The sequence below is a fragment of the Xanthomonas hortorum genome, assembly GCF_024339125.1.
In the GTDB taxonomy this organism is placed as follows: domain Bacteria; phylum Pseudomonadota; class Gammaproteobacteria; order Xanthomonadales; family Xanthomonadaceae; genus Xanthomonas; species Xanthomonas hortorum.
In genome coordinates this window covers 5,406,782-5,428,502 of sequence record NZ_CP101417.1, presented here as the reverse complement: position 1 = coordinate 5,428,502, position 21,721 = coordinate 5,406,782, and the positions used below count along the sequence as shown (strand labels likewise).

Here is a 21,721-nt window from a genome sequence, read left to right as displayed (position 1 = left end):
TACGTTCGGCGGCCGAATGGCGCCAACTGCTGAAACAACCAAGACGACAGCGCGGCTGCAACGGCACCTTGCCACACGCAGCCGGGTACACGACCCAACAATGAGGTTCCAGTGCGCATTCTAGTAATTGAAGACAACAGCGACATCGCCGCCAATCTTGGCGACTATCTGGAAGACCGCGGCCACACGGTGGATTTCGCCGCTGACGGCGTCACCGGCCTGCATCTGGCCGTGGTGCACGAGTTCGACGCCATCGTGCTCGACCTCAACCTGCCCGGCATGGATGGCATCGAGGTGTGTCGCAAGCTGCGCAACGAAGCGCGCAAGCAGACGCCGGTGCTGATGCTCACCGCGCGCGATTCGCTGGACAACAAATTGGCCGGCTTCGATTCCGGCGCCGACGACTATCTGATCAAGCCGTTCGCGCTGCAGGAAGTGGAAGTGCGGCTCAACGCGTTGTCGCGCCGTGGCAAGGGCGTGCACACCCGCGTGCTGGAAACCGGTGATCTGGAATACAACCTGGACACGCTGGAAGTGCGTCGCCGCGGCAAGCTGCTGCAGCTCAACCCCACTGCGCTGAAGATCCTGCAGTCGCTTATGGAGGCTTCGCCGGCTGTGGTCACGCGGCAGGAGCTGGAAACCCGCGTTTGGGGCGAAGAACTGCCCGATTCGGATTCGCTGCGTGTGCATATCCATGGCCTGCGCGCGGTGGTTGACAAGCCGTTCGACGTGCCGATGATCCAGACCCGTCACGGCATCGGTTACCGCATCGCCTCGCCCGATGCCTGAAAGCAATAACGGCGCGCGGCCCGCCCGCAGGCGTGGCCGCTACCGGCGGCGCCTGCGCAGCCGCATCATCCTGTCGTTCGTGCTGTTGGGCTTTTGCCTGACCACACTGTTCGCCTTCGCCACCAACTGGGCGCGTTCGCGCGTGGAAAACCAGTTGGTCGAAGACGTGATGAACCGCAATATCGATGCCTTCGCGCAGCGGTTCTATTCCGACCCGTTGCGTAACCCCGATCTGCCGGTACAGCAGATGCGTGGGCGGGTGGTCAAAAGCGACAAATTCGAAGCGCTGCGCCTGGAGCAGCCCGAGTGGTACCAGCTGCCCGACGGCATCCACACCATCTCCGGGGTGGACGAGGGCGGCAACGCGTATTCGTACAAACTGGCCGTACGCAAGACGCCGAGCGAGTGGTTCTTCCTCGCCTACGACATGACCCAGACCCTCAAGGGCGAGATCCAGCTCAAGCGCACGCTGATGCTCTCGGTGCTTGTTTTCAGCGGGTTTTCGTTGGTGATCGGCTGGTGGTCTGCGTCCAAGGTGATGCGCCCGGTGTCCGATCTGGCCGCGCGGCTGCGTGCCTACCGAGGCGGCACCAGCGAGCCCAAGCCGCTGGCCGCGCATTTCCCCGATGACGAAGTGGGTCAGCTTGCAGAAGCCCTGGACGATTACTCGGCCCGCCTCACCGAAGTAGTGCAGCGCGACCGCGAATTCAACGCCGACGTCAGCCACGAACTGCGTACTCCGCTGGCGGTGATTCGCGGCGCCACCGAACTGCTGCTCAGCAAACCCAATCTCGACGAAAAGATGTTGCAACGCCTGCAGCGCATCCAGCGCGCCGAACTGCAGTGCAGCGACCTGATCGGCTCGCTGCTGCTGCTCTCGCGCAACGAACGCGGGCAGGGCAGCAGCAATGTCGCCAAGGTGGCCGAACAACTGATCGACGCGCACCGCGCCCAACTCGGCGGCAAACCGCTGGAACTGCTGCTGGAAGGCGAACGCGACCTGGTCATCGATGCGCCCGAATCCGCCTTGTCGGTGGCGCTAGGCAACCTGATCGGCAACGCGGTCAAGTACACCCAGGACGGCCAGGTGCGTGTGCGCGTGCTAAGCGATGCAGTAGAGGTGATCGACTCCGGCCCCGGCCTGAGCGAAGAGGATGCCGCCAAACTGTTCCAACGCGGCTACCGCGGCACCCACGCCGGCCACTCGCAAGGCGGCGGCATCGGCCTGTCGATCGTCAGCCGGCTGTGCGACTTGTACGGCTGGCGCGTCAGCGTGCGCCCTGGCCAGGAGCGCGGCGTCATCGCAACACTGGCCTTCCATCGCTAACCAACCACCCGCGCTTTTGTAGGAGCGCACTCGTGCGCGAGGGCTTGACACATAAGGCCCTCCCCACGGCAGAGCATCCAGGCACTGCCGCACCCAAAACACAGCTCAGCGCTCTACCACCGTCACCACCAACTCGCCCTCGCGCGCAGTGATGTGCAGCTTACAGCCAACCGCAAACCCCAACTGCTCCAGCCACAGCCCACGCAAGCGCACGCTGGGAATCCGCTGGCTGTGCGGCCGGCCGGGTTCGGCCTCGTAGAACGCATAACCCACCGTACAGCGCGTGGGCGTGCGCGCCTTACGCGGCGGGCGCGGCGGCAGATCGTCCACGCGGCGCTTGGGGCGATGGTCGAAGTCGAGGTTGTCCACATCGAACGTGGGCGAGGGCACCAACCGCACGGGCTGTGCATCGATCGCGCGCTCAGGCGGCTTGGCGGTAGCGGTGCGTTTGGCATCCGGCTTGGACCGCTTTGAGGTTGGAGACCGCGCCCGGCTCATCGCCTCACCTCCGCCAGCCCCATGGGGCGACGCCGCCCACCCATCTGCACTATCGATACACTTGCCATGACAACGCCTCCTTCGAAGAACAGGCACCGTCGCCGGCTGGCGACGGGATGTCGGGAGGTTAGAAACCGCTCATAGCCGGCGGGCGTATTCCTCCCGGAGGAGTGTTGTATTAGCCGCCCTCCCGACGCAGGCATCGCGTCGGCTTGCGCCTGCGAACAGGCACAAAAAACCCACCAGTTTGACGGAGGTGGGTACCGCTATGAGAGGAGTTTCTACGCTCCTTGAGGCAGAGGTTGCTACTGGTTGCTTGCGATGTCAATTGCAGAGAAGTAAATCAGGCGAAAGGTGACTTTCCTGATTCGGCATTCGAATGCATCACGCTGTTAGGGATGGTCTGATCAACGGCATCGGAGGATGAGCCTAACCACATCGACCAGGCTGACGGCGCTCAGATCCTCGATTTTTTTGCCGTTTCCGGCGCGTTTGCAGGGTGTTGCCCGGGTTACAGGCGCACGCTCCCCATCGTCGGCAGTAACTGCTTTCGCTTCATCCACAGGTTCGATAGCGCAAACAAGGTCAGCACCTGCGCGGTGTTCTTGGCCAGGCCGCGATAGCGGACCTTGGTGTAGCCGAACTGGCGCTTGATCACCCGGAATGGATGCTCCACCTTCGCGCGCACGCTGGCCTTGAAGTGTTCCCAACGTCTTTCCCGAGCACGCTCGCGTTTGTTGCCGAGGGCTTGCATCGTCGAGGGCCTGGCGGCGATGAAGAATGCAGCCTTGCAGGCCTGCAGTTCTTCGCGTTTGTCCGCACCGGTGTAGCCGCTATCGCCGAACACGCTGTCTTCTTTGCCATGCAGCAACGTGTGCATCACCGTGACATCGGCGACGTTGGCGGCTGTGCAATGGACGTGGTGCACCAACCCGGAAAATTCATCCACGCCGATGTGCGCCTTCATCCCGAAATACCACTGATTGCCCTTCTTGGTCTGATGCATCTCAGGGTCGCGCGCGTTGTCGGCATTCTTGGTCGAACTGGGCGCCGCGATCAGCGTCGCATCGACGATCGTGCCCGACCGCAGGCTCTGGCCCTTGCGCGCCAGATGCGCGTTGACCGCTTCCAGCATCCGCGCGGCAAGGCCATGGGTCTCCAGCAGGCGCCGAAAGTTGAGAATCGTGGTCTCGTCCGGAACGTTGTCCAAGCCACCGAGCTGGGCAAACCGCCGCAAGGTCGGGATCTCGTGCAGTGCTTCTTCCATCGCCGGATCGCTCAGCGCATACCACTGCTGCAGCAGATGAATCCGCAACATCGTCGCCAGTGCGTACGGCTGCCGACCTGGCCGGCCCGATACCGGATAGTGCGGCGCGATCAGACCGAGCAGTTGCTGCCACGGAACCACCTGCTCCATCTCGGCCAGAAAGATCTCGCGCCGGGTCTGCTTGCGCTTGCCCAGGCCCTCAGCGTCACCGAACGTCAGTTGCATGGATCACTCCTCAACATCAGGCGGGTAGTGTCGCGTATCTGTGGTGCGTTGTTCAGAGGTTCCTTAGTGGCGCATGCCACATGTACTGGCAGGCCTGCTGTGCAGGAATAGTGGATTCCATGCATTGCATCCAAACCATTTTTTACCGATGTGATGGTGGCCGTTCGGCCGTGGCGCATATCGCATACGGGAGTATCAAACGTTAGTTCTCGATTCGATGGGTTTGAAGCGCCGCTCTGTAAGTCGCATCCAGCCGTTGCGCGTGTTGCGCCAACTGGTCCGTATTGCCTTCATTGCGTGCTACATCATCGGCAATGGCCAGCCGTTGTGCGCGAGAGCTTTGTGCTGCAATCATCTGATCGGCAAGGGCTGACGTACTGCCGTCGCGTTGCATCAGGCGGGCGTGTTGAAGCGCAACCGGTACATCGACGACCAGGATGCGGTCGAGCCAGGGATAGGTCGCCCGGGCTCCTGCTTCGGCGAGCAAGGGGATCGCCACGATAGCGTAGGGGTGATTGGCCGCTTTCGCCGCGCGCTGCAACTCGGTGCGAATGGCAGGATGGGTGATCGCTTCGAGCGCTTTCCGCTCGGCTGGGTCCGCGAAGACGATTTTGCGTAAGGCTTGCCGATCCAGCGTGCCATCCGGCAACAAGATGCCTGGACCAAAGCGTTCCGCAATGGTGTCGAGGATGAGACCAGGCGCCACCACCTGCCGCGCAACCACATCGGCATCAATCACCGGCACGCCCAGCTTCTCAAACTCAGCGGCCAGGGCGCTCTTGCCGGACGCGATGCCGCCAGTGAGGCCGACGATGAAGTCGCTCATCGTCGTGCCACCGTCAACGCAGGCCTGCGAAGTGCAGGTAGCCGTCCACCAGATCGTTGCCCCAGAAGAACACCACCCAGCCGGCAATGGCCAAGTAGGGGCCGAACGGGATCGGGGTAGCGCGGTCGCGGCCTTTGGCCACCAGCCAGATCGAGCCGAGGATGGCGCCGACCAGCGAGGAGATCAGGATGATCGGCAGGATACCTTTCAGCCCGCACCAGGCACCGAGCGCGGCCAGCAGCTTGAAGTCCCCGTGGCCCATGCCTTCCTTGCCGGTGAGCTGCTTGAACAGCCACCACACTGTCCATAGCGAGACATAGCCCACCGCCGCGCCCAGCAGGGCGGGCTTGGCCGGCATGTAGAGGTTGTCCATCGAGCCGACCAGGCCCAACCACATCAGCGGCAAGGTCAGCTGGTCCGGCAGCAGCTTGTGGCGCAGGTCGATGCCCGACATCGCCACCAGAAAGCAGCTCAGCACGATCGCGCCAAAGCCCTGCCAGCCGAAGCCGAAGCGCCAAACGCTGGCCACGCACAGGATGGAAGTCAGCAACTCCACCAGCGGATACTGGAGCGAGATCGGCTTGCCGCTGTAGCGCGACTTGCCTCGCAACATCAGCCAGCTGAAGAGCGGAATGTTCTCCCACCACTTGAGCTTGTCGCCGGTGACCGGATCATGCGAGGGCTCCACCACGATCCCCGGCGGCGGCGGCTCGTAGATGTCCGGCAGCTCCAGGATCTCGCGCGCATCGCGCCGCCACTGCCACTCCATGCGCTTGGGCAAGCGCAGGATCACCACGTTCAGGAAGCTGCCGATCAGCAGTCCCAGTCCGGCCGCGGCGGGAAAGCCGAGACCGGGATGCTGGTCGAGAAATGCCATTACGTTTTAACCCACCACAGCGCCGAGTTTGAAGATCGGAAGATACATGCCGATGACCATGCCGCCGACGATGGTACCAATGAACACCATGATCAGTGGTTCAAGCAGGCTGCTGAGCGCGTCCACGGCGTTGTTGACTTCCTCCTCGAAGTAGTCAGCTACCTTGAACAACATCGTGTCCAAAGCGCCTGCTTCTTCGCCAATTGCGGTCATCTGCACCACCATGTGCGGAAACAGATTCACTTGTTTCATCGCCATGTTCACCGGATAGCCGACCGATACGTCGTCGCGCATCCGCAGTACGGCCTCTTCGTAGACCTTGTTGCCGGTGGCACCTGCAACGATCCCAAGTGCCTCGACGAGAGGTACGCCTGCCTTGAACGTTACGGCAGTAGTGCGTGCAAAACGTGCAATTGCGCTGTTGTGCATGATCTGCCCAATCACGGGGACCTTGAGGATCAACCGGTCAAGTGCATGCTGCATCCGTGGAGAACGTTTGTAGGCAAAGATGAAGCCAACGATAGATCCAACTGTCACCATCAGCATCAACCACCAATAGCTGACCATAAAGCGCGAGGCATTGACGAGCAGCTGAGTGAATGCCGGTAGTTCAGCGCCGAAATTCTTGAATACCTCTTCGAACTGAGGTACCACGAAGATAAGCAAAATCGCACTTACAACGATTGCCACGGCAACCACCATGGCAGGGTAGAACATTGCCTTTTTGATCTTGCCCTTGAGGGCTTCAATGTTCTCTTTGTACGTTGCGACCGTATCTAGGACAGTCTCCAGTACGCCGGCACCTTCGCCCGCGCGGACAAGATTGCGGTAGAGCTCGTCAAACTGGACGGGATGTTTGCTGATGGACTCGTAGAGCGAGGATCCCCCCTCAATGTCAGTCCTGACCTGGCCGACCATCTTCTTCATGCGTGGGTTCTTGTGTCCCTCGCCGATGATCTCCAGAGAACTGACGATGGGCACGCCTGACTTCATCATCGTCGCCATCTGACGGCTGAAGAACGCAATGTCTTTGGCGGTAATTTTCTTGCCCGCCGCTCCGAACAGGGGCTTCGGCTTTTGCTTCACCATGCTGGGCACGATGCCCTGACGGCGCAGCTCTGCTCGCAACATATTGGCGTTGCGGGCTGTCTGCTCTCCCTTCATCTTCACGCCACGCTTGTCAGCTCCTTCCCAAACGAAGGTCTGCAGCAGGCTGGTGTTCCGGTCGACCGGTTGCTTCTTGATGGCGCTACGCGCGACTGACATGTTGAGCTCCCCTCCAGCCATCCCCAGGCCGGACTTTGCGTTGATGTTAGCGTGTTTGGCTGATGAGGACATCCTGTGATTTGCTGGACGCTCATTGACCTATGGGCGCGCGCTTAGTGGTCGAAATGTGACCTGCCGCGTCACATGGTCTGCTCCGTCGCAGTTGCAAAAAAGTGTGCTTCCATCTGCGGAAATGCCTGGCATCATCTGTTCCGGGGAACGAAACGAGCTGGTCATCGATGGTTGGCATACAACCTGCATGTATCAATTCGCACAACACGCCCTGGCTGGACGCGCGGAGTGCCCAGGCCGGAGATTTCGGCAATTCCATAAACCTCTAGGGGATGTACTCATGAAGAAGCAACAAGGTTTTACCCTGATCGAATTGATGATTGTGGTTGCGATCATCGCAATTCTGGCTGCCATCGCACTGCCGGCTTATCAGGATTACCTGGTCAAGGCGCGCGTTTCGGAAGTGATGCTGGCCGCGTCTTCGGCACGCACGGCAGTTTCGGAAGCTGCTGCTGCCGATACCAGTGCTACTAATATGCCCGCCACCTTTACTGTCGAGACACAGGCATCCAAGTATGTGGCGAGTGTCGCCTATGTGGGTGGCGCCACGGGTGTCATCACTGCAACCGCCAAGGATTTGGGTGGCAGTACTCCTACTGGAACAATTACACTAACTGGTACTAAGGCAGCCAACGGTCAGGTCTCCTGGGTGTGTGCTGGTACCATCGATGTGAAGTATCGTCCTGCTACCTGTCGCGGTACCTAACAATTCGGCTCTGTGACATTGTTGCCTAGTTGAGATAAGGGGAGAGTCTTGCGGCTCTCCCCTTGCTTGTATGGGTTGTAATGATTTTTTATTGCTATTTGAGCTGAAATTCCATCTATTTTCTGCCGGTATTTGATTCGTTAGTGATTATTCGAAGCATCCGTATTTGAGGTTCTTCCGGGGATTTTCTGATTAGAAATGATTCGAAAAAGTATTAATACTGTTGTGAGTGAATTTAGAGAGGCGTGAGTGATGAATGCTTTTAGCTCAGTCAACCTTGTTGGCATAACCGGTATTGCTCGTCGCTTGGTGCAGGATGGGGCTTTAGAAGAGACGGTTGCTCGGTCCGCCATGGAGCAGGCAACTCTCGCCAAAATCCCGTTGCCTCAATGGTTTGCTGAGAAGAAGCTGGTTAGCAGTGCGCAGCTTGCCGCAGCAAATGCCGTTGAATTTGGCATGCCGTTGTTGGATATGTCGTCTTTCGATGCTAGCCAGAATGCGATCAAGCTGGTCAGTGAGGAGTTGCTTCAGAAATACCAGGTGCTGCCGTTGTTCAAGCGCGGCAATCGGTTGTTCGTGGGGGTGAGCAACCCGACCCAGACGCGTGCGCTGGACGACATCAAGTTCCACACCAATCTGGTTGTCGAGCCGATTTTGGTCGATGAAGATCAGATTCGTCGCACATTGGAGCAATGGCAGGCGAATAGCGCTTCGTTTGGCTCGTCAATGGGTGACGATGACGAAGAGATGGGGGACCTGGACGTCTCGGCCGGGGACGAGGACATGGGCGCCGGCGGGGATTCCGGGGTCGATGCCAAGGGCGATGACACGCCGGTGGTGAAGTTCGTCAACAAGGTGCTGGTGGATGCGATCCGGCGGGGAGCCTCCGACATCCATTTCGAGCCGTATGAAGACGACTACCGGGTGCGCTTGCGGATCGACGGCTTGCTGAAGAACGTAGCCAAGGCGCCGGTAAAGCTGAGCCAGCGCATTGCGGCGCGCCTGAAGGTGATGTCGCAGCTGGACATCGCCGAGAAGCGGGTGCCGCAGGATGGGCGTATCAAGCTCAACCTGTCCAAGACCAAGCAGATCGACTTCCGTGTCAGCACCTTGCCGACCTTGTTTGGCGAGAAGGTGGTGCTGCGTATTCTGGACGCCAGTGCGGCCAAGTTGGGAATCGAGAAGCTGGGCTACGAGGCGGATCAGCAGAAGTTGTTCCTGGATGCGATCCACAAGCCGTACGGCATGGTGCTGGTGACCGGGCCGACCGGTTCGGGCAAGACGGTGTCGTTGTATACGGCGCTGGGCATCTTGAACGACGAGACGCGCAACATCTCCACGGCCGAGGATCCGGTCGAAATCCGCTTGCCGGGCGTCAATCAGGTGCAGCAAAACGTCAAGCGCGGCATGACGTTTGCTGCGGCGCTGCGCTCGTTCCTGCGCCAGGATCCGGACATCATCATGGTCGGCGAAATCCGCGACCTGGAGACGGCCGAGATTGCGATCAAGGCGGCACAGACCGGTCACATGGTGTTGTCGACGCTGCATACCAACGATGCGCCGCAGACCATCGCGCGTCTGATGAACATGGGCATTGCGCCGTACAACATCACTTCGTCGGTGACCTTGGTTATTGCGCAGCGTCTGGCGCGGCGGTTGTGCAATAACTGCAAGCGCAAGGCACCGCTGCCGGAGCACGCGCTGTTGGCCGAAGGGTTCACCGCTGAGCAGATCGCTGCCGGAATCGAACTGTACGAGGCGGTCGGCTGCGACGAGTGCACCGAAGGTTATAAGGGCCGTACCGGTATCTACCAGGTGATGCCGATGACCGACGAGATCGGCGCGATCGTGCTGGAAGGCGGTAACGCGATGCAGATCGCCGAGGCGGCGCAGAGAATCGGCATCCGCGATTTACGGCAGTCGGCGCTGGTGAAGGCGGCACATGGGGTGACGAGCTTGGCTGAGATCAATCGGGTGACCAAGGACTGAGTGGAGCGTCAGTCGTAATCCTGATCGACTGACGGTTCTTCGATCTGCGTGATGCAACTATCGAACACTTTTTCCAGCGGTGCGTAATCGCATGACACTGCAGCGATGCAGGCTGCAACCCAGGTGCCTGCGCTCACATGCTTCCACGAGACCGCCAGTCCATTGAGCAGCAACCAATGCTCAAAGAATAGGCGCTGAGTCCGACCGTTTCCCTCACGGAAGGGGTGAATCATGTTCAGTTCGCCATAGAGCTCTGCGACCAACTGTATCTGCGCGGAGCGAGGCAGGGTGGTCGGATCGGTAGCGTCCAGCTGGCTCAGAACGCGATTCGCTTCGGCTTCTATGCGACTGCTGATGCAAAATCGCGTGGCGCCCTTGGCGATATCCACGGTTCTGAGCATGCCTGCCCAATCGTAGACTTCATCGAACAGTTGCCGATGTAGGCTGCAAAGATAAGCAAGATCGAATGGCGGTGCGCCTATTTCGATGGATTGCACTGCGGTTGCTGCGAAGGCGGCTTCGGCTGCCTCCAACATATCCGGGTCGACGATGTTCAGTTTATTGCGGAGAACGCCTGTGTCGGGATAACAGGCGGGGTCAGCGACGACCGCATACTTGCCTTTCATCCTGGGCGGGAAAGGGCCAAGTACTTCTTGCGCAATGCATCTTTGCTGGGTAAGGGGTTCTGATTGTTTGCGGCCGTGTCAGGGGTTTTGATGCCTTCCAGGCGTTGGCTGGCGGCAAAGTTGTCCCTGCGAGTGGCGCGATAATGCTCGACAACGGTCTCTAGTCTAGGCTTCTTCATGTCGACTTCCCGGACACGTGGCTATCGCAATTATACCCGGATGGGCGAGGGTGAGATTTGGTGTAAACCACCCTCACTCCATCCCCAACTTCTTGAGCTTGTAGCGCAGCGCCCGAAACGTGATGCCTAGCTGCGCGGCGGTTCTGGTCTTGTTCCAGCGGTTTTCTTCCAGCGCTTTCTGGATCGCGGCGCGCTCGAGTTGCTCGATGTAAGAGGGCAGGGCGGCCGAGGCGGGGTCGATGTCGACCACGGCTTCGCGCGGTTCGATGGCGGCGCTGCCGGGGCTGGCGGCGAGGCGGTGGCCGCCGTGGGCGGGCAGGCGCAGATCGCTGGCGCTGATCTGGTCGTCTTCGGCCAGGGCCAGGGCGCGTTCGAGGATGTTTTCCAGTTCGCGTACGTTGCCGGGAAAACCGTATGTGTCCAGCGCGTCGAGTGCGGATTGGGTCAGCAGCGGAATCGGGCGGCCGTGGCTGCGTGCCAGGCGCGCGATAATGGCGGCGGCCAGTTGCGGCAGGTCGCCGCTGCGTTCGCGCAGGGGCGGGACGCGCAGTTCGATCACGTTGATGCGGTAGTACAAGTCGTGGCGGAAACGGCCGTCGGAGACCAGGTCACCGAGGTCCTTGTGGGTGGCCGAGAGAATGCGCACGTCCACCAGCGATTCGGTAGAGGCGCCGACCGGGCGCACCGATTTCTCCTGGATGGCGCGCAGTAGTTTGACCTGCATCTGCAGCGGCAATTCGGCCACTTCGTCCAGAAACAGCGTGCCGCCATGCGCGGCCTGGAACAGGCCAGGCTTGTCGGCATGCGCGCCGGTGAAGCTGCCTTTCTTGTGGCCGAAGAATTCGCTCTCCATCAATTCGGCGGGAATGGCGCCGCAGTTCACCGGCACGAACGGGCCGGCTGCGCGTGCGCCTTGTTCGTGGATGGTGCGTGCGACCAGCTCCTTGCCCACGCCCGATTCGCCGACGATGTAAACCGGCGCCTGGCTGCGCGCGACCTTGCCGATGGTGGCGCGCAGGCTTTCCATCGCGCTGGAGTCGCCGAGTAGGCGGCTGGCCTGTTCCGGCGGTGGCGGGGCGGGGCGGTCGCGGTTGTTCAATTCCAGCGCGTGCTTGACCAGGCCGCGCAGCACGCTGATGTCCACCGGCTTGCTGACGAAGTCGAACGCGCCGGCCTTCAAGGCTTCCACCGCCAGGTCCATGCTGCCGAACGCGGTAATCATCGCCACCGGGGTCTGCGGATACTGCTTGGAGATTTCGGTGACCAGTTCGATGCCGTTGCCATCGGGCAGGCGCATGTCGGTCAGGCACAGGTCGTAGGGGTTGTTGGCCAGCAGCTCGCGCGCTTCGGCCAGGTTGGCGGCGGTGCTGATGCGCAGGCCCATCCGGCCCAGGGTGAGAACAAGCAACTCGCGGATATCACGCTCGTCATCGACAACCAGGGCACTTTTGGGTTCGCTCATGGTGCGCACGATAGCCCAGCGCGATGACGGACGACAATTGTCGTCGGGGTTTGGGCCCACGTAGAGCCACCACACACGTACGTCCATCAATGCGTCGCGCTGTCACCTTGGATCCGAGTTTCAGACATGCAGGGCAGCAATCACTCACTTCCCAAGCAGGCTATTGGGCCCCTGCAACAGGATCCGGAAACACGCGCCGCCGCCGGGCACAGAGACGTAATCCAGTTGCGCCTGGTTGGCGCGGCACAGCTCCTGGGCGATGTACAGGCCCAGCCCGGTGCCGTGCTCGGAGGTGGTGTAGAACGGGCGGAACAGTTGTGCGGCCACCGTCTCCGGAATGCCGGGCCCGCGGTCGATGACATCGATCACCGCCATGCGCTCCAGGCGCTCCACGCGCAGCTTGACCCGCGCCGGTTCGTCCATGACCCGGCCGTACTTGAGTGCGTTGTGGACCAGGGCGGTCAGGATCTGGTGGAGGTGCTTTGGGTCGACCAGCGCATGCACCGAGGCGCCCTGGATGCTGGCTTCCAGAATGTCGGTTTCCATCGACAGGGTCTGCCGGTACTCGACCACGAAGCGGCGCACGAATGCGGCTAGGTCCAGGTTGTCCGGGTTGGCGCGCTCGCGCCGGGCCAGCGCGAGCACGCTTTCGACGATGCCGTTGGTGCGTTGGCATTGCTGGTGGATGATCTGCAGCAGGCGGCGGTCGGCATCGCCGATATCCGGGGACTCTTCCAGCAACTGCGAGGCGTAGCTGATTGCAGCGAGCGGGTTGCGGATTTCGTGCGCCAGGCTGGCCGAGAAGCGTCCCATTGCCGACAGGGTGAGCGATTCGGCGCGCCGCGACACCACCGTGGCGTCGTCCAGAAAGATCAGTACCAGGTCGCTGTCGGCGAGCAGGCGCACGAAGCGCGGCTGCACTTCCGGGCGGTCGGCGCCCAGTTGCAGTGGGGCCTCTTCCTCGCGCCAGCCGCTGCGCCAGCGTTGCAGGCGGCGCGCCAGTTCCGGGGTGAGTGCGGCCAGCGACAGGTCGGCCGGGGCGTTGCGCTGGTCGCCATCGCCCAGCAGCGCCAGTGCCGCTTCGTTGGCCAGGGTGATGTGGTTGTGCGTATCGACCACCAGCACGCCGGTGCGCATGCGGCGGATGATCAGTTCGTTGATTTCGTAGAGATTGGCCACCTGCGCGCCGCGTTCTTCCGCCAGCACCTGGTTGCGGCGCGCGCGCGAGCCGATCTGTTCGCAGATGAAGGCCACCGCGACGTAGCTGGTGGCGAACATGGCCAGTTCGGCCACCGGGCGGGCGGCGCCGCCGCCTTCGAGCAGGGTCCACAGGTATTCCAGCACGATGGCGCCGCTGGCGAGCACCGCGATGCTCATGCCGTAGCGCAGGCGCAGCAGCAGCGAGGCAGCGGCGACATTGAACAGCAACATCATCGCGATGCCGGCACTGGCGCCGGGCAGCGCGTGCGTGGCCAGGGTAGCGGCAAGGATGTCGGCCAGCACCGAGCAGAACACGGTGGTGGTCAGCCTGCGCTCGCTGCGGCCCCAGAACAGCAGCGGCACGGCGATGCAGAGGTACCCGATCGCCACACCGGCGGCCAGACGCGGGTAGCGCGGCTCGGGGATGGCATCGGACAAGGGGCTGAACACCAGTGCGGCGATCAGGCCCGCCACCAGCACCCGGTACAGCGAAAAAAAGTACAGCTCGCGCTGCGGCGCTGACTGGAACCGGTCGATAAGCGATGCGCTGGATGGCAAACCGATTCCCCCGCTGGAACGAGCCGCGAGTATAGGCAGGTGCGCGGTTTGCGCAGCACGTGTGCACACTGCGGCGCCGCGTGCAAGCGCTGCAATCGGGCCGGCACGATCGCCGAATTTTGCGCCGCACGGCGCGGTCAGCCACAATAGGCGGCCCGTTCGCGTCTCTTGACGTGCCGCCCTGGCGGTCTGCGTTGCACGCAGCGGTCGTTTCCTTTTCCCACGGTGACGCATGAATTTCCACGAATACCAGTCAAAACAGCTGCTTGCCGAGTACGGCATTCCCGTCCCGGCCGGTAAGGTCGCGGCTACTCCGGACGAAGCGGTCGAAGCCGCCAATTCCCTGGGCAAGGGCCCCTGGATGGTGAAAGCGCAGATCCATGCGGGCGGCCGCGGCAAGGCTGGCGGCGTCAAGTTCTGCAAGACCACCGACGATGTGAAGGCCGCAGCCGCCAAGATGCTCGGCACCAAGATGTCCACCTATCAGACCGCCGGTGTTGAGCTGCCGATCAACCTGGTGCTGGTGACCACCGCCGGTGAGATCGTCAAGGAGCTGTACCTGTCGGTGCTGGTCGACCGCGGCACCAAGACCATCACCTACATCGCTTCTTCGGAAGGCGGCGTGGAAATCGAGCAGGTCGCTGCCGAAACCCCGGAACTGATCCACGCGCTCAACGTCGATTTCGTCGAAGGCGTGCAGGGTTACCACGGCCGCGATTTCGGCTTCAAGCTCGGCTTGACCGCCAAGCAGGCCGGCCAGTTCGCCAGCATCATGGTGAACCTGTACAAGTTGTTCAACGAAAAGGATCTGGCGCTGGTTGAAATCAACCCGCTGGCGATCCTGGACGACGGCAACCTGTATGCGCTGGACGGCAAGTTCGACAGCGACGACAACGCCGCGTTCCGTCAGAAGCAGCTGGTCGCCATGCGCGACAAGACGCAGGAAGACGAGACCGAAGTGACCGCGTCCGAGCTGGACATCAACTACGTCACCATGGACGGCAACATCGGTTGCATGGTCAACGGCGCAGGCCTGGCCATGGCCACCATGGACGTGATCAAGCTCAACGGCGGCGAGCCGGCGAACTTCCTGGACGTGGGCGGCGGTGCCAACAAGCAGCGCGTCATCGAAGCGTTCAAGCTGATCCTGTCCTCGGACAAGGTCGAAGGCATCTTCGTCAACATCTTCGGCGGCATCGTTCGCTGCGACATGATTGCCGAGGGCATCATCGCTGCGGTCAAGGAAGTGGGCGTCAAGGTTCCGGTCGTGGTGCGCCTGGAAGGCACCAATGTGGAAGAAGGCAAGCAGCTGCTGCGCGACAGCGGCATGGCCATCATCCCGGCCGACAACATCAACGACGGTGCCAAGAAAGTCGTTGAAGCTGTCAAGAACGCCGCCTGATTCACGACACCGAAGGAACTATTCATGTCCGTTTTGATTAACAAGAACACCAAGGTGATCGTGCAGGGCTTCACCGGCCAGCAGGGCACCTTCCACGCCACTCAGATGATCGAGTACGGCACCCAGGTCGTCGGCGGCGTGACGCCGGGCAAGGGTGGCACCACGCATATCGACCTGCCGGTGTTCAACACCGTGGCCGACGCTGTGTCTGCCACCGGCGCTGACGCTTCGGTCATCTACGTGCCGCCGCCGTATGCGGCCGATGCGATCCTGGAAGCGGCTGCGGCCGGCATCAAGGTCATCGTGTGCATCACCGAAGGCATCCCGGTGCTGGACATGCTGCGCGTCAAGAACGTGCTGACCCGTGCCCATCCGGACACCGTGCTGATCGGGCCGAACTGCCCCGGCGTGATCACCCCGGGTGAGTGCAAGATCGGCATCATGCCGGGCCACATCCACAAGCCGGGCAAGATCGGCATCGTGTCGCGTTCGGGCACCCTGACCTATGAAGCGGTCAAGCAGACCACCGAAGTGGGCCTGGGCCAGAGCACTTGCATCGGGATCGGCGGCGACCCGATCAACGGCCTGAACTTCGTCGACTGCCTCAAGCTGTTCAACGAAGACCCGCAGACCGAAGGCATCATCATGGTCGGCGAGATCGGCGGCGACGCCGAGGAAGCCGGTGCCGAGTACATCAAGCAGTTCGTGAAGAAGCCGGTCGTCGGCTTCATCGCCGGTGCCTCGGCTCCGGCCGGCAAGCGCATGGGCCATGCCGGTGCGATCGCATCGGGCGGCAAGGGCACGGCCGAAGGCAAGTTTGCCGCGATGGAAGCTGCTGGCGTCAAGACCGTCCGTTCGCCGGGTGATCTGGGTGCGGCGATCGCTGCGCTGGTGAAGTAAGAAACACGCATCGCGCGCAAGCGTGTGAGTGTGAGAGAGGCCACCTTCGGGTGGCCTTTTTTATGGGCGATATCCGTTGTGGCGATATCCGTCGGCCAGTTGCCTCGTTGTGCCAGCGTCTTGGTCGTGCGTCGTCGCCTGTAGCGGTTTACCGGCTAGTTTGGTTTGCAGTGTTCGATTTAGGGCTCGTACTGTTGCCCGGTCTGTTCAAGCAACACATCCACGAACGCACGCACTTTTGCCGGTCGAAAGCGCGTTGCCGGGAACACCGCGTGGATACCACCGGACGGCAACTGCCACTGCGGCAGCACATGCAGTAAACGACCTGCGGCCAGATCGTCGGCGACCACATAATCCGGCAGTACCGAGATTCCCGCGCCCTGGCAGACCGCTTCGCGTACGGCGAGGGTGGCGTCGAGAAAGATGCCGGGCTGCACGTCCACACTCTGCGGCGCGTGCGTGGCATGCGCGAAGTGCCAGCGCTGATGATCGCGCAAGGCGGTGTTCGCCACGAAGGGCAGGGTGGCGATGTCCTGCGGCGATGCGATTCGGGCCAGCTGCGCGGCCATCGTGGAAGGCGCGACCAGCAACTGCCGAAACGCGCCGATCTTGCGTGCCTGCAGGCTGCTTTCGGCCAGCCAGCCAACGCGGATCGCAAGCTCGATGTTGGCCGTCATCAGGTCCAGGGTCTGGTCGCTGAGGATTGCATCGACCTTGCAGGCCGGATAGCGCCGGGTGAAGGCCGCGATGGCCGGCACCACCACGCGTACGCCGTAGTCCAGCGGTGCGGTGAGCCTGAGCAGGCCTGATGGTTCGGCGGCGGTGTCGGTCAGTGCATCGAAGGCATCGTCGGTATCGCGCAGGATCGCCGCGCAGCGCTGATAGAACGCCTGCCCGAGTTCGGTGGTGCGCACCTTGCGGGTCGTGCGCACCAACAGCGAGGTGCGGCATTCGCGTTCCAGGCGGGCGACCTGCTGGCTGACCACCGCCTTGGTGATGCCCAGGCGCTCGGCCGCTGCCGTAAACGAGCCGGTTTCTACCACAGCGACGAAATACGCCAGTCGGCGCAGATGACCCAGGCCACCGGGGCCGGACTCGGTTCGATTGTGTGTTGTTGGCATACGGTATGTTTATTGTGGATGGATTTAAGAGTCAACGGAAGCGGCCTAGGATGCGTCCATCGCCACTGGATTTCGCCGCCATGTCCACCACTGTTCACTACCTCTATGACCCGCTGTGCGGCTGGTGCTACGGCGCGACGACCGTGGTCTCGGCGTTGCAGGCGCGGGCCGATGTCACTCTGGAATTGCTGCCCGCCGGCCTGTTTCTGGGCGCTGGCGCCAGGGCAATGGACGACACCTTCGCCGGCTACGCCTGGTCCAACGATCAGCGCATTGCGCAGCTGACCGGCCAGGTTTTCAGCGAGCAGTATCGTCAGCGCGTGCTCGGCGATCGTCAGCAGCGCTTCGACAGCGGCCTGGCGACGCTGGCGCTGACGGCGGTGGCGCGCATCGACCCCTCGCGGGAGTTGCAGGTGCTGGGGGCGATTCAAAAAGCGCGTTATGTGGAGGGCGGTGATGTGACTGCATTGGGCACGCTGGCTGGCCTGCTGGAATCGCTGGGTCTGGAGCAGGCCGCGGAGCAGATCGCCGCGCCGGATGCGCAGCTGCTTGCGCTGACGCAGGCGCGCATCGACCAGGCGCAGTCACTGCTGCAGGAGTTCGGTGCGCGTGGCGTCCCGACCTTGGTTGCGCAGTCGTCTAGCAAGCGGTGGTTGCTAGATGTCGGCGCTGGTTATGGAAATCCCGAGGCCTTGCTGCAGCAGTTGGATGCTGGGCGTTTTTAGGTGTTCTGGCGCGTGGTTTCTTGCTGTCGGATTGGCTGTCTTCCGTCGCACCCTCACCCCAACCCCTCTCCCGGCGGGAGAGGGGCTTTTGATCCCTTCTCCCGTCGGGAGAAGGTGGCGCGTAGCGCCGGATGAGGGTACGGGCGCACGTGTTGCGCCGGCCCAGGCGTTGCTTTGTACGCGCGCTGATCAACGCAATCCCAGCCGATTCCAACTCAACTTCCGATCCATCACTTTTCAAGAGGCCCCAACCAATGCCAACCCGACGAGACGTCATCAAAACCCTGGCTGTTGCGAGTGTCGCGACGGCCGTCCTTGGAGCGAATACCGCCATGGCTGCACAGACCACACTGACCTATCACCATTTCCCCGCCGGCGAACATGGGTTCTTCCGCGCGCCAGTGCTGATTTCCGGCGCACGCGATGCGGTGCTGATCGATGGCGGCTTTACGCTGCCCGACGGCAAGGCGCTTGCCGAGGCGATCCGTGCCAGCGGCAAGACGCTGACCACCATCTACATCAGCCAGAGCGACCCGGACTATTACTTCAGCCTGGCGCCGATCAAGGCCGCCTTCCCCAAGACGCGCGTCATCGCCGCCTCGGCCACCATCGCGGCGATCAAGGGCAATGTCGAAAAGAAGCTGGCCACCTGGGGCCCGCAGCTGAAGGAAAATGGCCCGCAGACCCTGGCCGACATCGTGATGCCGGAGGCGTTCGACGGCCCTACGCTCACCCTGGAAGACCACGCACTGGAGATCGTCGATGCCGACGGTCTGGCCAATCGGCGCTACGTGTGGGTGCCGGCGCTCAAGGCGATCGTCGGTGGCGTGCTGGTGTTCTCCGGCACGCATGTGTGGACGGCCGACACGCGCGGTGCCGAAGGGCGTGCCGCCTGGCGCAAGACGCTGGACAGCATGGCGGCGCGGCAGCCATCGGTCGTCGTGCCCGGGCACATGGTGCCGGGCGCGCCAATCGATGTATCGGCCATCACCTATACGCGCGACTATCTGCTTGCCTTCGAAGAAGAGCTGGCCAGGCACAGCAACAGTGCCGACCTGATCAAGGCCATGACCGCGCGCTATCCCGCTGCCGGTATGGCTGTGGCATTGCAGATCGGCGCCAAGGTCGCCACCGGCGAGATGCAGTGGGGCTGATGCAATGACGACGCCGCTGGAGATCATCCGCAACACCTACGAAAACGCGCCTGAAGAAAACGCCAGGCACCTACGCGCCGCGTTGGCCGCCGATGCGCACTGGACCGAAGCGGCCGGTTTCCCGTACGCGGGCACCTACGTCGGCGCGGACGCCATTTTCGCCAATGTGTTCGAGCGCCTGGCGAGCGAGTGGGAGGGCTATCAAGCGAAGGTGCATACCTACCTGGCCGATGGCGAGTGGGTGGCTGCGTTCGGTGTGTACTCCGGGCGTTATCGCAAGACCGGCAACACCATGCAGGCCGCGTTTGCGCATCTGTACCACTTTCAGGACCGCAAGATCGTGCGGATGGAGCAGGTAGTGGATAGCGCGATGGTGGTACGGGCACTGCAGGCAGACTGAGCCCGTTGCCGCTGTGTGCCGAACGCGCAGCATCGGTGCGCGTTCGGCTTTTGGGATTAGCCATTGCAAGGGCCGGCACACCGTGCTGAGCCGTTATCGGTTCGGTGTGCGCGGCGCGCAGCATCCGCCATGCCTGCGTCGCGCTGCGCATTCCGTAACGCGACCCCACATCCACCCGACAGTGCGCACCGTCTGATTGAGTGATCGCTGCTGGATGCAACGCAGGTCGCACTATGCGGCGTGCTACGCGCACACGCATGGAATGCGGCCGGGGTCATTACCGGCTCGCCGGTCGCCGGGTCGTTCTGGTCGTCGAAGCGCGTCACTATTTGGGGTGCGGCTTACTGAGACGCACTGGCGCAGCGGCGGACCGCGGCAGGGTCGCGCGCTTCTGGAATAATGCAGGCTTGGCGGCAACGCCGATCTGCATCTCGGTCTTTTGCGGGATGCGGCACAGCCACGCCTCTCCAGTTGCATCCGCATAGGCCTTCCCATGTCCCAGACGCTTCGCATCGCCATGGCGCAGTTCGACTTCCCGGTCGGCGCCGTGGCGCGCAATACCGATCGCATCATCGAGTTCATCGCGGCAGCGCGCGACGAGTTCGGGGCAGACATCGTGCTGTTTCCCGAGCTGGCGATCAGCGGCTATCCACCGGAAGATCTGCTGCTGCGGCCCGGTTTTCTCGCGCATTGCGAAGAAGCGCTGGCACGCATCGCCGCCAGCACGCGCGGGATCGTGGCAGTGGTCGGCTGGCCGCAGAGTGCCGGCAGCGTGGTCTACAACGCAGCCAGCGTGTTGCGCGACGGACGCATCGCGGCGACCTATCGCAAGCGCGAGTTGCCCAACTACGCGGTGTTCGACGAGCGCCGCTATTTCGACGTGGATCCGGATGGCGACAACTGCGTGGTCACGGTCAAGGGCGTGCAGGTGGGCGTGGTGATCTGCGAGGACCTGTGGTTCGCCGAGCCCTTGGCCAAGACCGTGCAGGCCGGCGCCGAGCTGGTGCTGGTGCCCAATGCCTCGCCGTACGAGCGCGGCAAGCATGCGCAGCGCGATGCCTTGCTGGCCGAGCGCACCCGCGAAAGCGGGGCGGCGATCGCCTATCTCAACGTGGTCGGCGGGCAGGACGCGCTGGTGTTCGACGGCGCATCGGTGGTGGCCGATGCAGACGGCACCGTGCATCCGGCCGCTGCGGCCTTCGTCGACCAGTGGCTGGTGGTGGATTACGCCGCCAGCGAGCGCAGCTTCACCCCGGTGGTGTGGGTGGACGATGGCGACGAGAGCATGGACGCGCTGGCCTGGCGCGCGGTGGTGCGTGGGTTGCAGGACTATTGCCGCAAGAACGGCTTCAGCAAGGTGTGGCTGGGTTTGTCTGGCGGCATCGATTCGGCGCTGGTGCTGGCGATGGCGGTTGATGCGCTGGGGGGCGACAACGTCACCGCGGTGCGGCTGCCGTCGCGCTACACCGCCAATCTCTCCAACGATCTGGCTGAGGAGCAATGCCGCGCGCTGGGAGTCAAGCTGGAAACCATCGCGATCGAGCCGGCATTCGAAGGCCTACTCGCCGCGCTGGGGCCGATGTTCGAAGGCACCCAGCCGGATATCACCGAAGAAAACCTGCAGTCGCGCAGCCGCGGGGTGATCCTGATGGCGCTGTCCAACAAGTTCGGCGGGCTGCTGCTGACCACCGGCAACAAGAGCGAGTACGCGGTGGGTTACGCCACCATCTACGGCGACATGTGCGGCGGCTACGCCCCGCTCAAGGATCTGTACAAGACCGAAGTGTTCGGCCTGGCCAAGTGGCGCAATACCGTGGGCGGTGCGCCGGTGATTCCGCCGGCAGTGATCTCGCGCCCGCCTTCGGCCGAATTGCGCGACAACCAGACCGACCAGGATTCGCTGCCGCCGTACGACGTGCTCGACGGGATCCTGTATCGCTACGTCGATCAGGAGCAGTCGCGCGACGACATCGTTGCGGCCGGCTACGCCGCCGATACGGTCGAACACGTGCTGCGGTTGGTGCGGCTTAACGAGTGGAAGCGCCATCAGTCCGCGCCCGGCCCGAAGGTGTCGCGGCGCGCCTTCGGTCGCGAGCGGCGTTACCCGATCACCAATGGCTATTCCGGTCAGTAGCCCGATTGGCTATTCCGG

At 62.5% G+C, this 21,721-nt stretch carries 20 protein-coding genes; 10 read left to right on the top strand and 10 right to left on the bottom strand.

Features of this window, described 5'->3' with window-relative positions; all coding sequences use genetic code 11:
• Window positions 1-111: 111 nt before the first annotated feature.
• Both NMB96_RS23265 and NMB96_RS23260 read left to right on the top strand, forming a co-directional pair.
• A complete protein-coding gene (locus tag NMB96_RS23265) occupies window positions 112-789 on the top strand; it encodes a response regulator transcription factor (RefSeq protein WP_006448355.1) in 678 nt (225 codons plus the stop codon).
• Entirely contained in the window at window positions 782-2,116 is a 1,335-nt protein-coding gene (locus tag NMB96_RS23260; RefSeq protein WP_023904912.1) for a sensor histidine kinase, read from the top strand. Before NMB96_RS23265 ends, NMB96_RS23260 begins: the two co-directional genes overlap by 8 nt.
• 105 nt (window positions 2,117-2,221) lie before the next feature.
• Here the strand turns inward: NMB96_RS23260 and NMB96_RS23255 are convergent, their stop codons facing one another.
• The 5 genes from NMB96_RS23255 to NMB96_RS23235 form a co-directional block, all read right to left on the bottom strand.
• On the bottom strand, window positions 2,222-2,614 hold the full coding sequence (locus NMB96_RS23255) for a SymE family type I addiction module toxin (RefSeq protein WP_023904911.1): 393 nt from the start codon (window positions 2,612-2,614) through the stop codon (window positions 2,222-2,224).
• A 511-nt stretch (window positions 2,615-3,125) separates the two neighbouring features.
• Window positions 3,126-4,106 (bottom strand): IS5 family transposase, encoded by a 981-nt coding sequence (locus NMB96_RS23250; protein WP_183086603.1) that lies wholly within the window; start codon window positions 4,104-4,106, stop codon window positions 3,126-3,128.
• A gap of 202 nt (window positions 4,107-4,308) precedes the next feature.
• Window positions 4,309-4,932, bottom strand: a complete 624-nt coding sequence (gene coaE, locus NMB96_RS23245; protein WP_023904910.1) for a dephospho-CoA kinase — start codon at window positions 4,930-4,932, stop codon at window positions 4,309-4,311.
• Window positions 4,933-4,945: 13 nt separating this feature from the next.
• Window positions 4,946-5,809: a prepilin peptidase gene (locus NMB96_RS23240; protein ID WP_002812278.1), complete on the bottom strand. Its 864-nt coding sequence runs from the start codon at window positions 5,807-5,809 to the stop codon at window positions 4,946-4,948.
• A gap of 6 nt (window positions 5,810-5,815) precedes the next feature.
• Window positions 5,816-7,075 (bottom strand): type II secretion system F family protein, encoded by a 1,260-nt coding sequence (locus NMB96_RS23235; RefSeq protein ID WP_023904909.1) that lies wholly within the window; start codon window positions 7,073-7,075, stop codon window positions 5,816-5,818.
• 352 nt (window positions 7,076-7,427) lie between these two features.
• Between NMB96_RS23235 and NMB96_RS23230 the strand changes: the two genes are divergently transcribed.
• Window positions 7,428-7,853, top strand: a complete 426-nt coding sequence (locus tag NMB96_RS23230) for a pilin (RefSeq protein WP_023904908.1) — start codon at window positions 7,428-7,430, stop codon at window positions 7,851-7,853.
• A 252-nt stretch (window positions 7,854-8,105) separates the two neighbouring features.
• Complete coding sequence (pilB, locus tag NMB96_RS23225) at window positions 8,106-9,842, top strand: type IV-A pilus assembly ATPase PilB (protein ID WP_023904907.1); 1,737 nt, start codon at window positions 8,106-8,108, stop codon at window positions 9,840-9,842.
• An 8-nt stretch (window positions 9,843-9,850) separates the two neighbouring features.
• Here pilB and NMB96_RS23220 read toward each other — a convergent pair whose 3' ends face one another.
• From NMB96_RS23220 to NMB96_RS23205, 4 genes are all read right to left on the bottom strand, one after another.
• The gene (locus NMB96_RS23220) at window positions 9,851-10,468 is read right to left on the bottom strand and encodes a Fic/DOC family protein (protein WP_255085842.1); all 618 of its coding nucleotides are present in this window, start codon (window positions 10,466-10,468) and stop codon (window positions 9,851-9,853) included.
• On the bottom strand, window positions 10,465-10,647 hold the full coding sequence (locus NMB96_RS23215; protein ID WP_074066024.1) for a YhfG family protein: 183 nt from the start codon (window positions 10,645-10,647) through the stop codon (window positions 10,465-10,467). Before NMB96_RS23215 ends, NMB96_RS23220 begins: the two co-directional genes overlap by 4 nt.
• Before the next feature lie 73 nt (window positions 10,648-10,720).
• On the bottom strand, window positions 10,721-12,109 hold the full coding sequence (locus NMB96_RS23210; protein ID WP_043889390.1) for a sigma-54-dependent transcriptional regulator: 1,389 nt from the start codon (window positions 12,107-12,109) through the stop codon (window positions 10,721-10,723).
• A 144-nt stretch (window positions 12,110-12,253) separates the two neighbouring features.
• Complete coding sequence (locus tag NMB96_RS23205; RefSeq protein WP_043889861.1) at window positions 12,254-13,867, bottom strand: sensor histidine kinase; 1,614 nt, start codon at window positions 13,865-13,867, stop codon at window positions 12,254-12,256.
• A gap of 232 nt (window positions 13,868-14,099) precedes the next feature.
• Here NMB96_RS23205 and sucC point away from each other — a divergent pair, with 232 nt between their 5' ends.
• On the top strand, window positions 14,100-15,269 hold the full coding sequence (gene sucC, locus NMB96_RS23200) for an ADP-forming succinate--CoA ligase subunit beta (RefSeq protein WP_006450728.1): 1,170 nt from the start codon (window positions 14,100-14,102) through the stop codon (window positions 15,267-15,269).
• Window positions 15,270-15,293: 24 nt separating this feature from the next.
• Complete coding sequence (gene sucD, locus NMB96_RS23195) at window positions 15,294-16,169, top strand: succinate--CoA ligase subunit alpha (RefSeq protein WP_006450729.1); 876 nt, start codon at window positions 15,294-15,296, stop codon at window positions 16,167-16,169.
• A 179-nt stretch (window positions 16,170-16,348) separates the two neighbouring features.
• On the opposite strand, the gene NMB96_RS23190 is transcribed toward sucD, so the two are convergent.
• Entirely contained in the window at window positions 16,349-17,290 is a 942-nt protein-coding gene (locus NMB96_RS23190) for a LysR family transcriptional regulator (protein WP_023904903.1), read from the bottom strand.
• Between the two features lie 80 nt (window positions 17,291-17,370).
• Between NMB96_RS23190 and NMB96_RS23185 the strand changes: the two genes are divergently transcribed.
• The 4 genes from NMB96_RS23185 to NMB96_RS23170 all read left to right on the top strand — a co-directional run bounded on the left by NMB96_RS23185 (window position 17,371) and on the right by NMB96_RS23170 (window position 21,703).
• Entirely contained in the window at window positions 17,371-18,015 is a 645-nt protein-coding gene (locus NMB96_RS23185) for a DsbA family protein (protein WP_043889860.1), read from the top strand.
• 332 nt (window positions 18,016-18,347) lie between these two features.
• Window positions 18,348-19,169, top strand: a complete 822-nt coding sequence (locus NMB96_RS23180; RefSeq protein ID WP_225970123.1) for an MBL fold metallo-hydrolase — start codon at window positions 18,348-18,350, stop codon at window positions 19,167-19,169.
• A 4-nt stretch (window positions 19,170-19,173) separates the two neighbouring features.
• Complete coding sequence (locus NMB96_RS23175; RefSeq protein WP_255085841.1) at window positions 19,174-19,569, top strand: nuclear transport factor 2 family protein; 396 nt, start codon at window positions 19,174-19,176, stop codon at window positions 19,567-19,569.
• Between the two features lie 493 nt (window positions 19,570-20,062).
• On the top strand, window positions 20,063-21,703 hold the full coding sequence (locus tag NMB96_RS23170) for an NAD+ synthase (protein WP_255085840.1): 1,641 nt from the start codon (window positions 20,063-20,065) through the stop codon (window positions 21,701-21,703).
• Window positions 21,704-21,721 lie beyond the last annotated feature (18 nt).

Coding starts and splice junctions, on each gene's coding strand:
- NMB96_RS23185 (WP_043889860.1), top strand. CDS start 17,371: ATGTCCACCACTGTTCACTACCTCTATGACCCGCTGTGCGGCTGGTGC.
- NMB96_RS23250 (WP_183086603.1), bottom strand. CDS start 4,106: ATGCAACTGACGTTCGGTGACGCTGAGGGCCTGGGCAAGCGCAAGCAG.
- NMB96_RS23255 (WP_023904911.1), bottom strand. CDS start 2,614: ATGAGCCGGGCGCGGTCTCCAACCTCAAAGCGGTCCAAGCCGGATGCC.
- sucD (WP_006450729.1), top strand. CDS start 15,294: ATGTCCGTTTTGATTAACAAGAACACCAAGGTGATCGTGCAGGGCTTC.
- pilB (WP_023904907.1), top strand. CDS start 8,106: ATGAATGCTTTTAGCTCAGTCAACCTTGTTGGCATAACCGGTATTGCT.
- NMB96_RS23190 (WP_023904903.1), bottom strand. CDS start 17,290: ATGCCAACAACACACAATCGAACCGAGTCCGGCCCCGGTGGCCTGGGT.
- NMB96_RS23260 (WP_023904912.1), top strand. CDS start 782: ATGCCTGAAAGCAATAACGGCGCGCGGCCCGCCCGCAGGCGTGGCCGC.
- NMB96_RS23235 (WP_023904909.1), bottom strand. CDS start 7,075: ATGTCAGTCGCGCGTAGCGCCATCAAGAAGCAACCGGTCGACCGGAAC.
- NMB96_RS23210 (WP_043889390.1), bottom strand. CDS start 12,109: ATGAGCGAACCCAAAAGTGCCCTGGTTGTCGATGACGAGCGTGATATC.
- NMB96_RS23230 (WP_023904908.1), top strand. CDS start 7,428: ATGAAGAAGCAACAAGGTTTTACCCTGATCGAATTGATGATTGTGGTT.
- sucC (WP_006450728.1), top strand. CDS start 14,100: ATGAATTTCCACGAATACCAGTCAAAACAGCTGCTTGCCGAGTACGGC.
- NMB96_RS23220 (WP_255085842.1), bottom strand. CDS start 10,468: ATGAAAGGCAAGTATGCGGTCGTCGCTGACCCCGCCTGTTATCCCGAC.
- NMB96_RS23215 (WP_074066024.1), bottom strand. CDS start 10,647: ATGAAGAAGCCTAGACTAGAGACCGTTGTCGAGCATTATCGCGCCACT.
- NMB96_RS23170 (WP_255085840.1), top strand. CDS start 20,063: ATGTCCCAGACGCTTCGCATCGCCATGGCGCAGTTCGACTTCCCGGTC.
- NMB96_RS23180 (WP_225970123.1), top strand. CDS start 18,348: ATGGCTGCACAGACCACACTGACCTATCACCATTTCCCCGCCGGCGAA.
- coaE (WP_023904910.1), bottom strand. CDS start 4,932: ATGAGCGACTTCATCGTCGGCCTCACTGGCGGCATCGCGTCCGGCAAG.
- NMB96_RS23240 (WP_002812278.1), bottom strand. CDS start 5,809: ATGGCATTTCTCGACCAGCATCCCGGTCTCGGCTTTCCCGCCGCGGCC.
- NMB96_RS23175 (WP_255085841.1), top strand. CDS start 19,174: ATGACGACGCCGCTGGAGATCATCCGCAACACCTACGAAAACGCGCCT.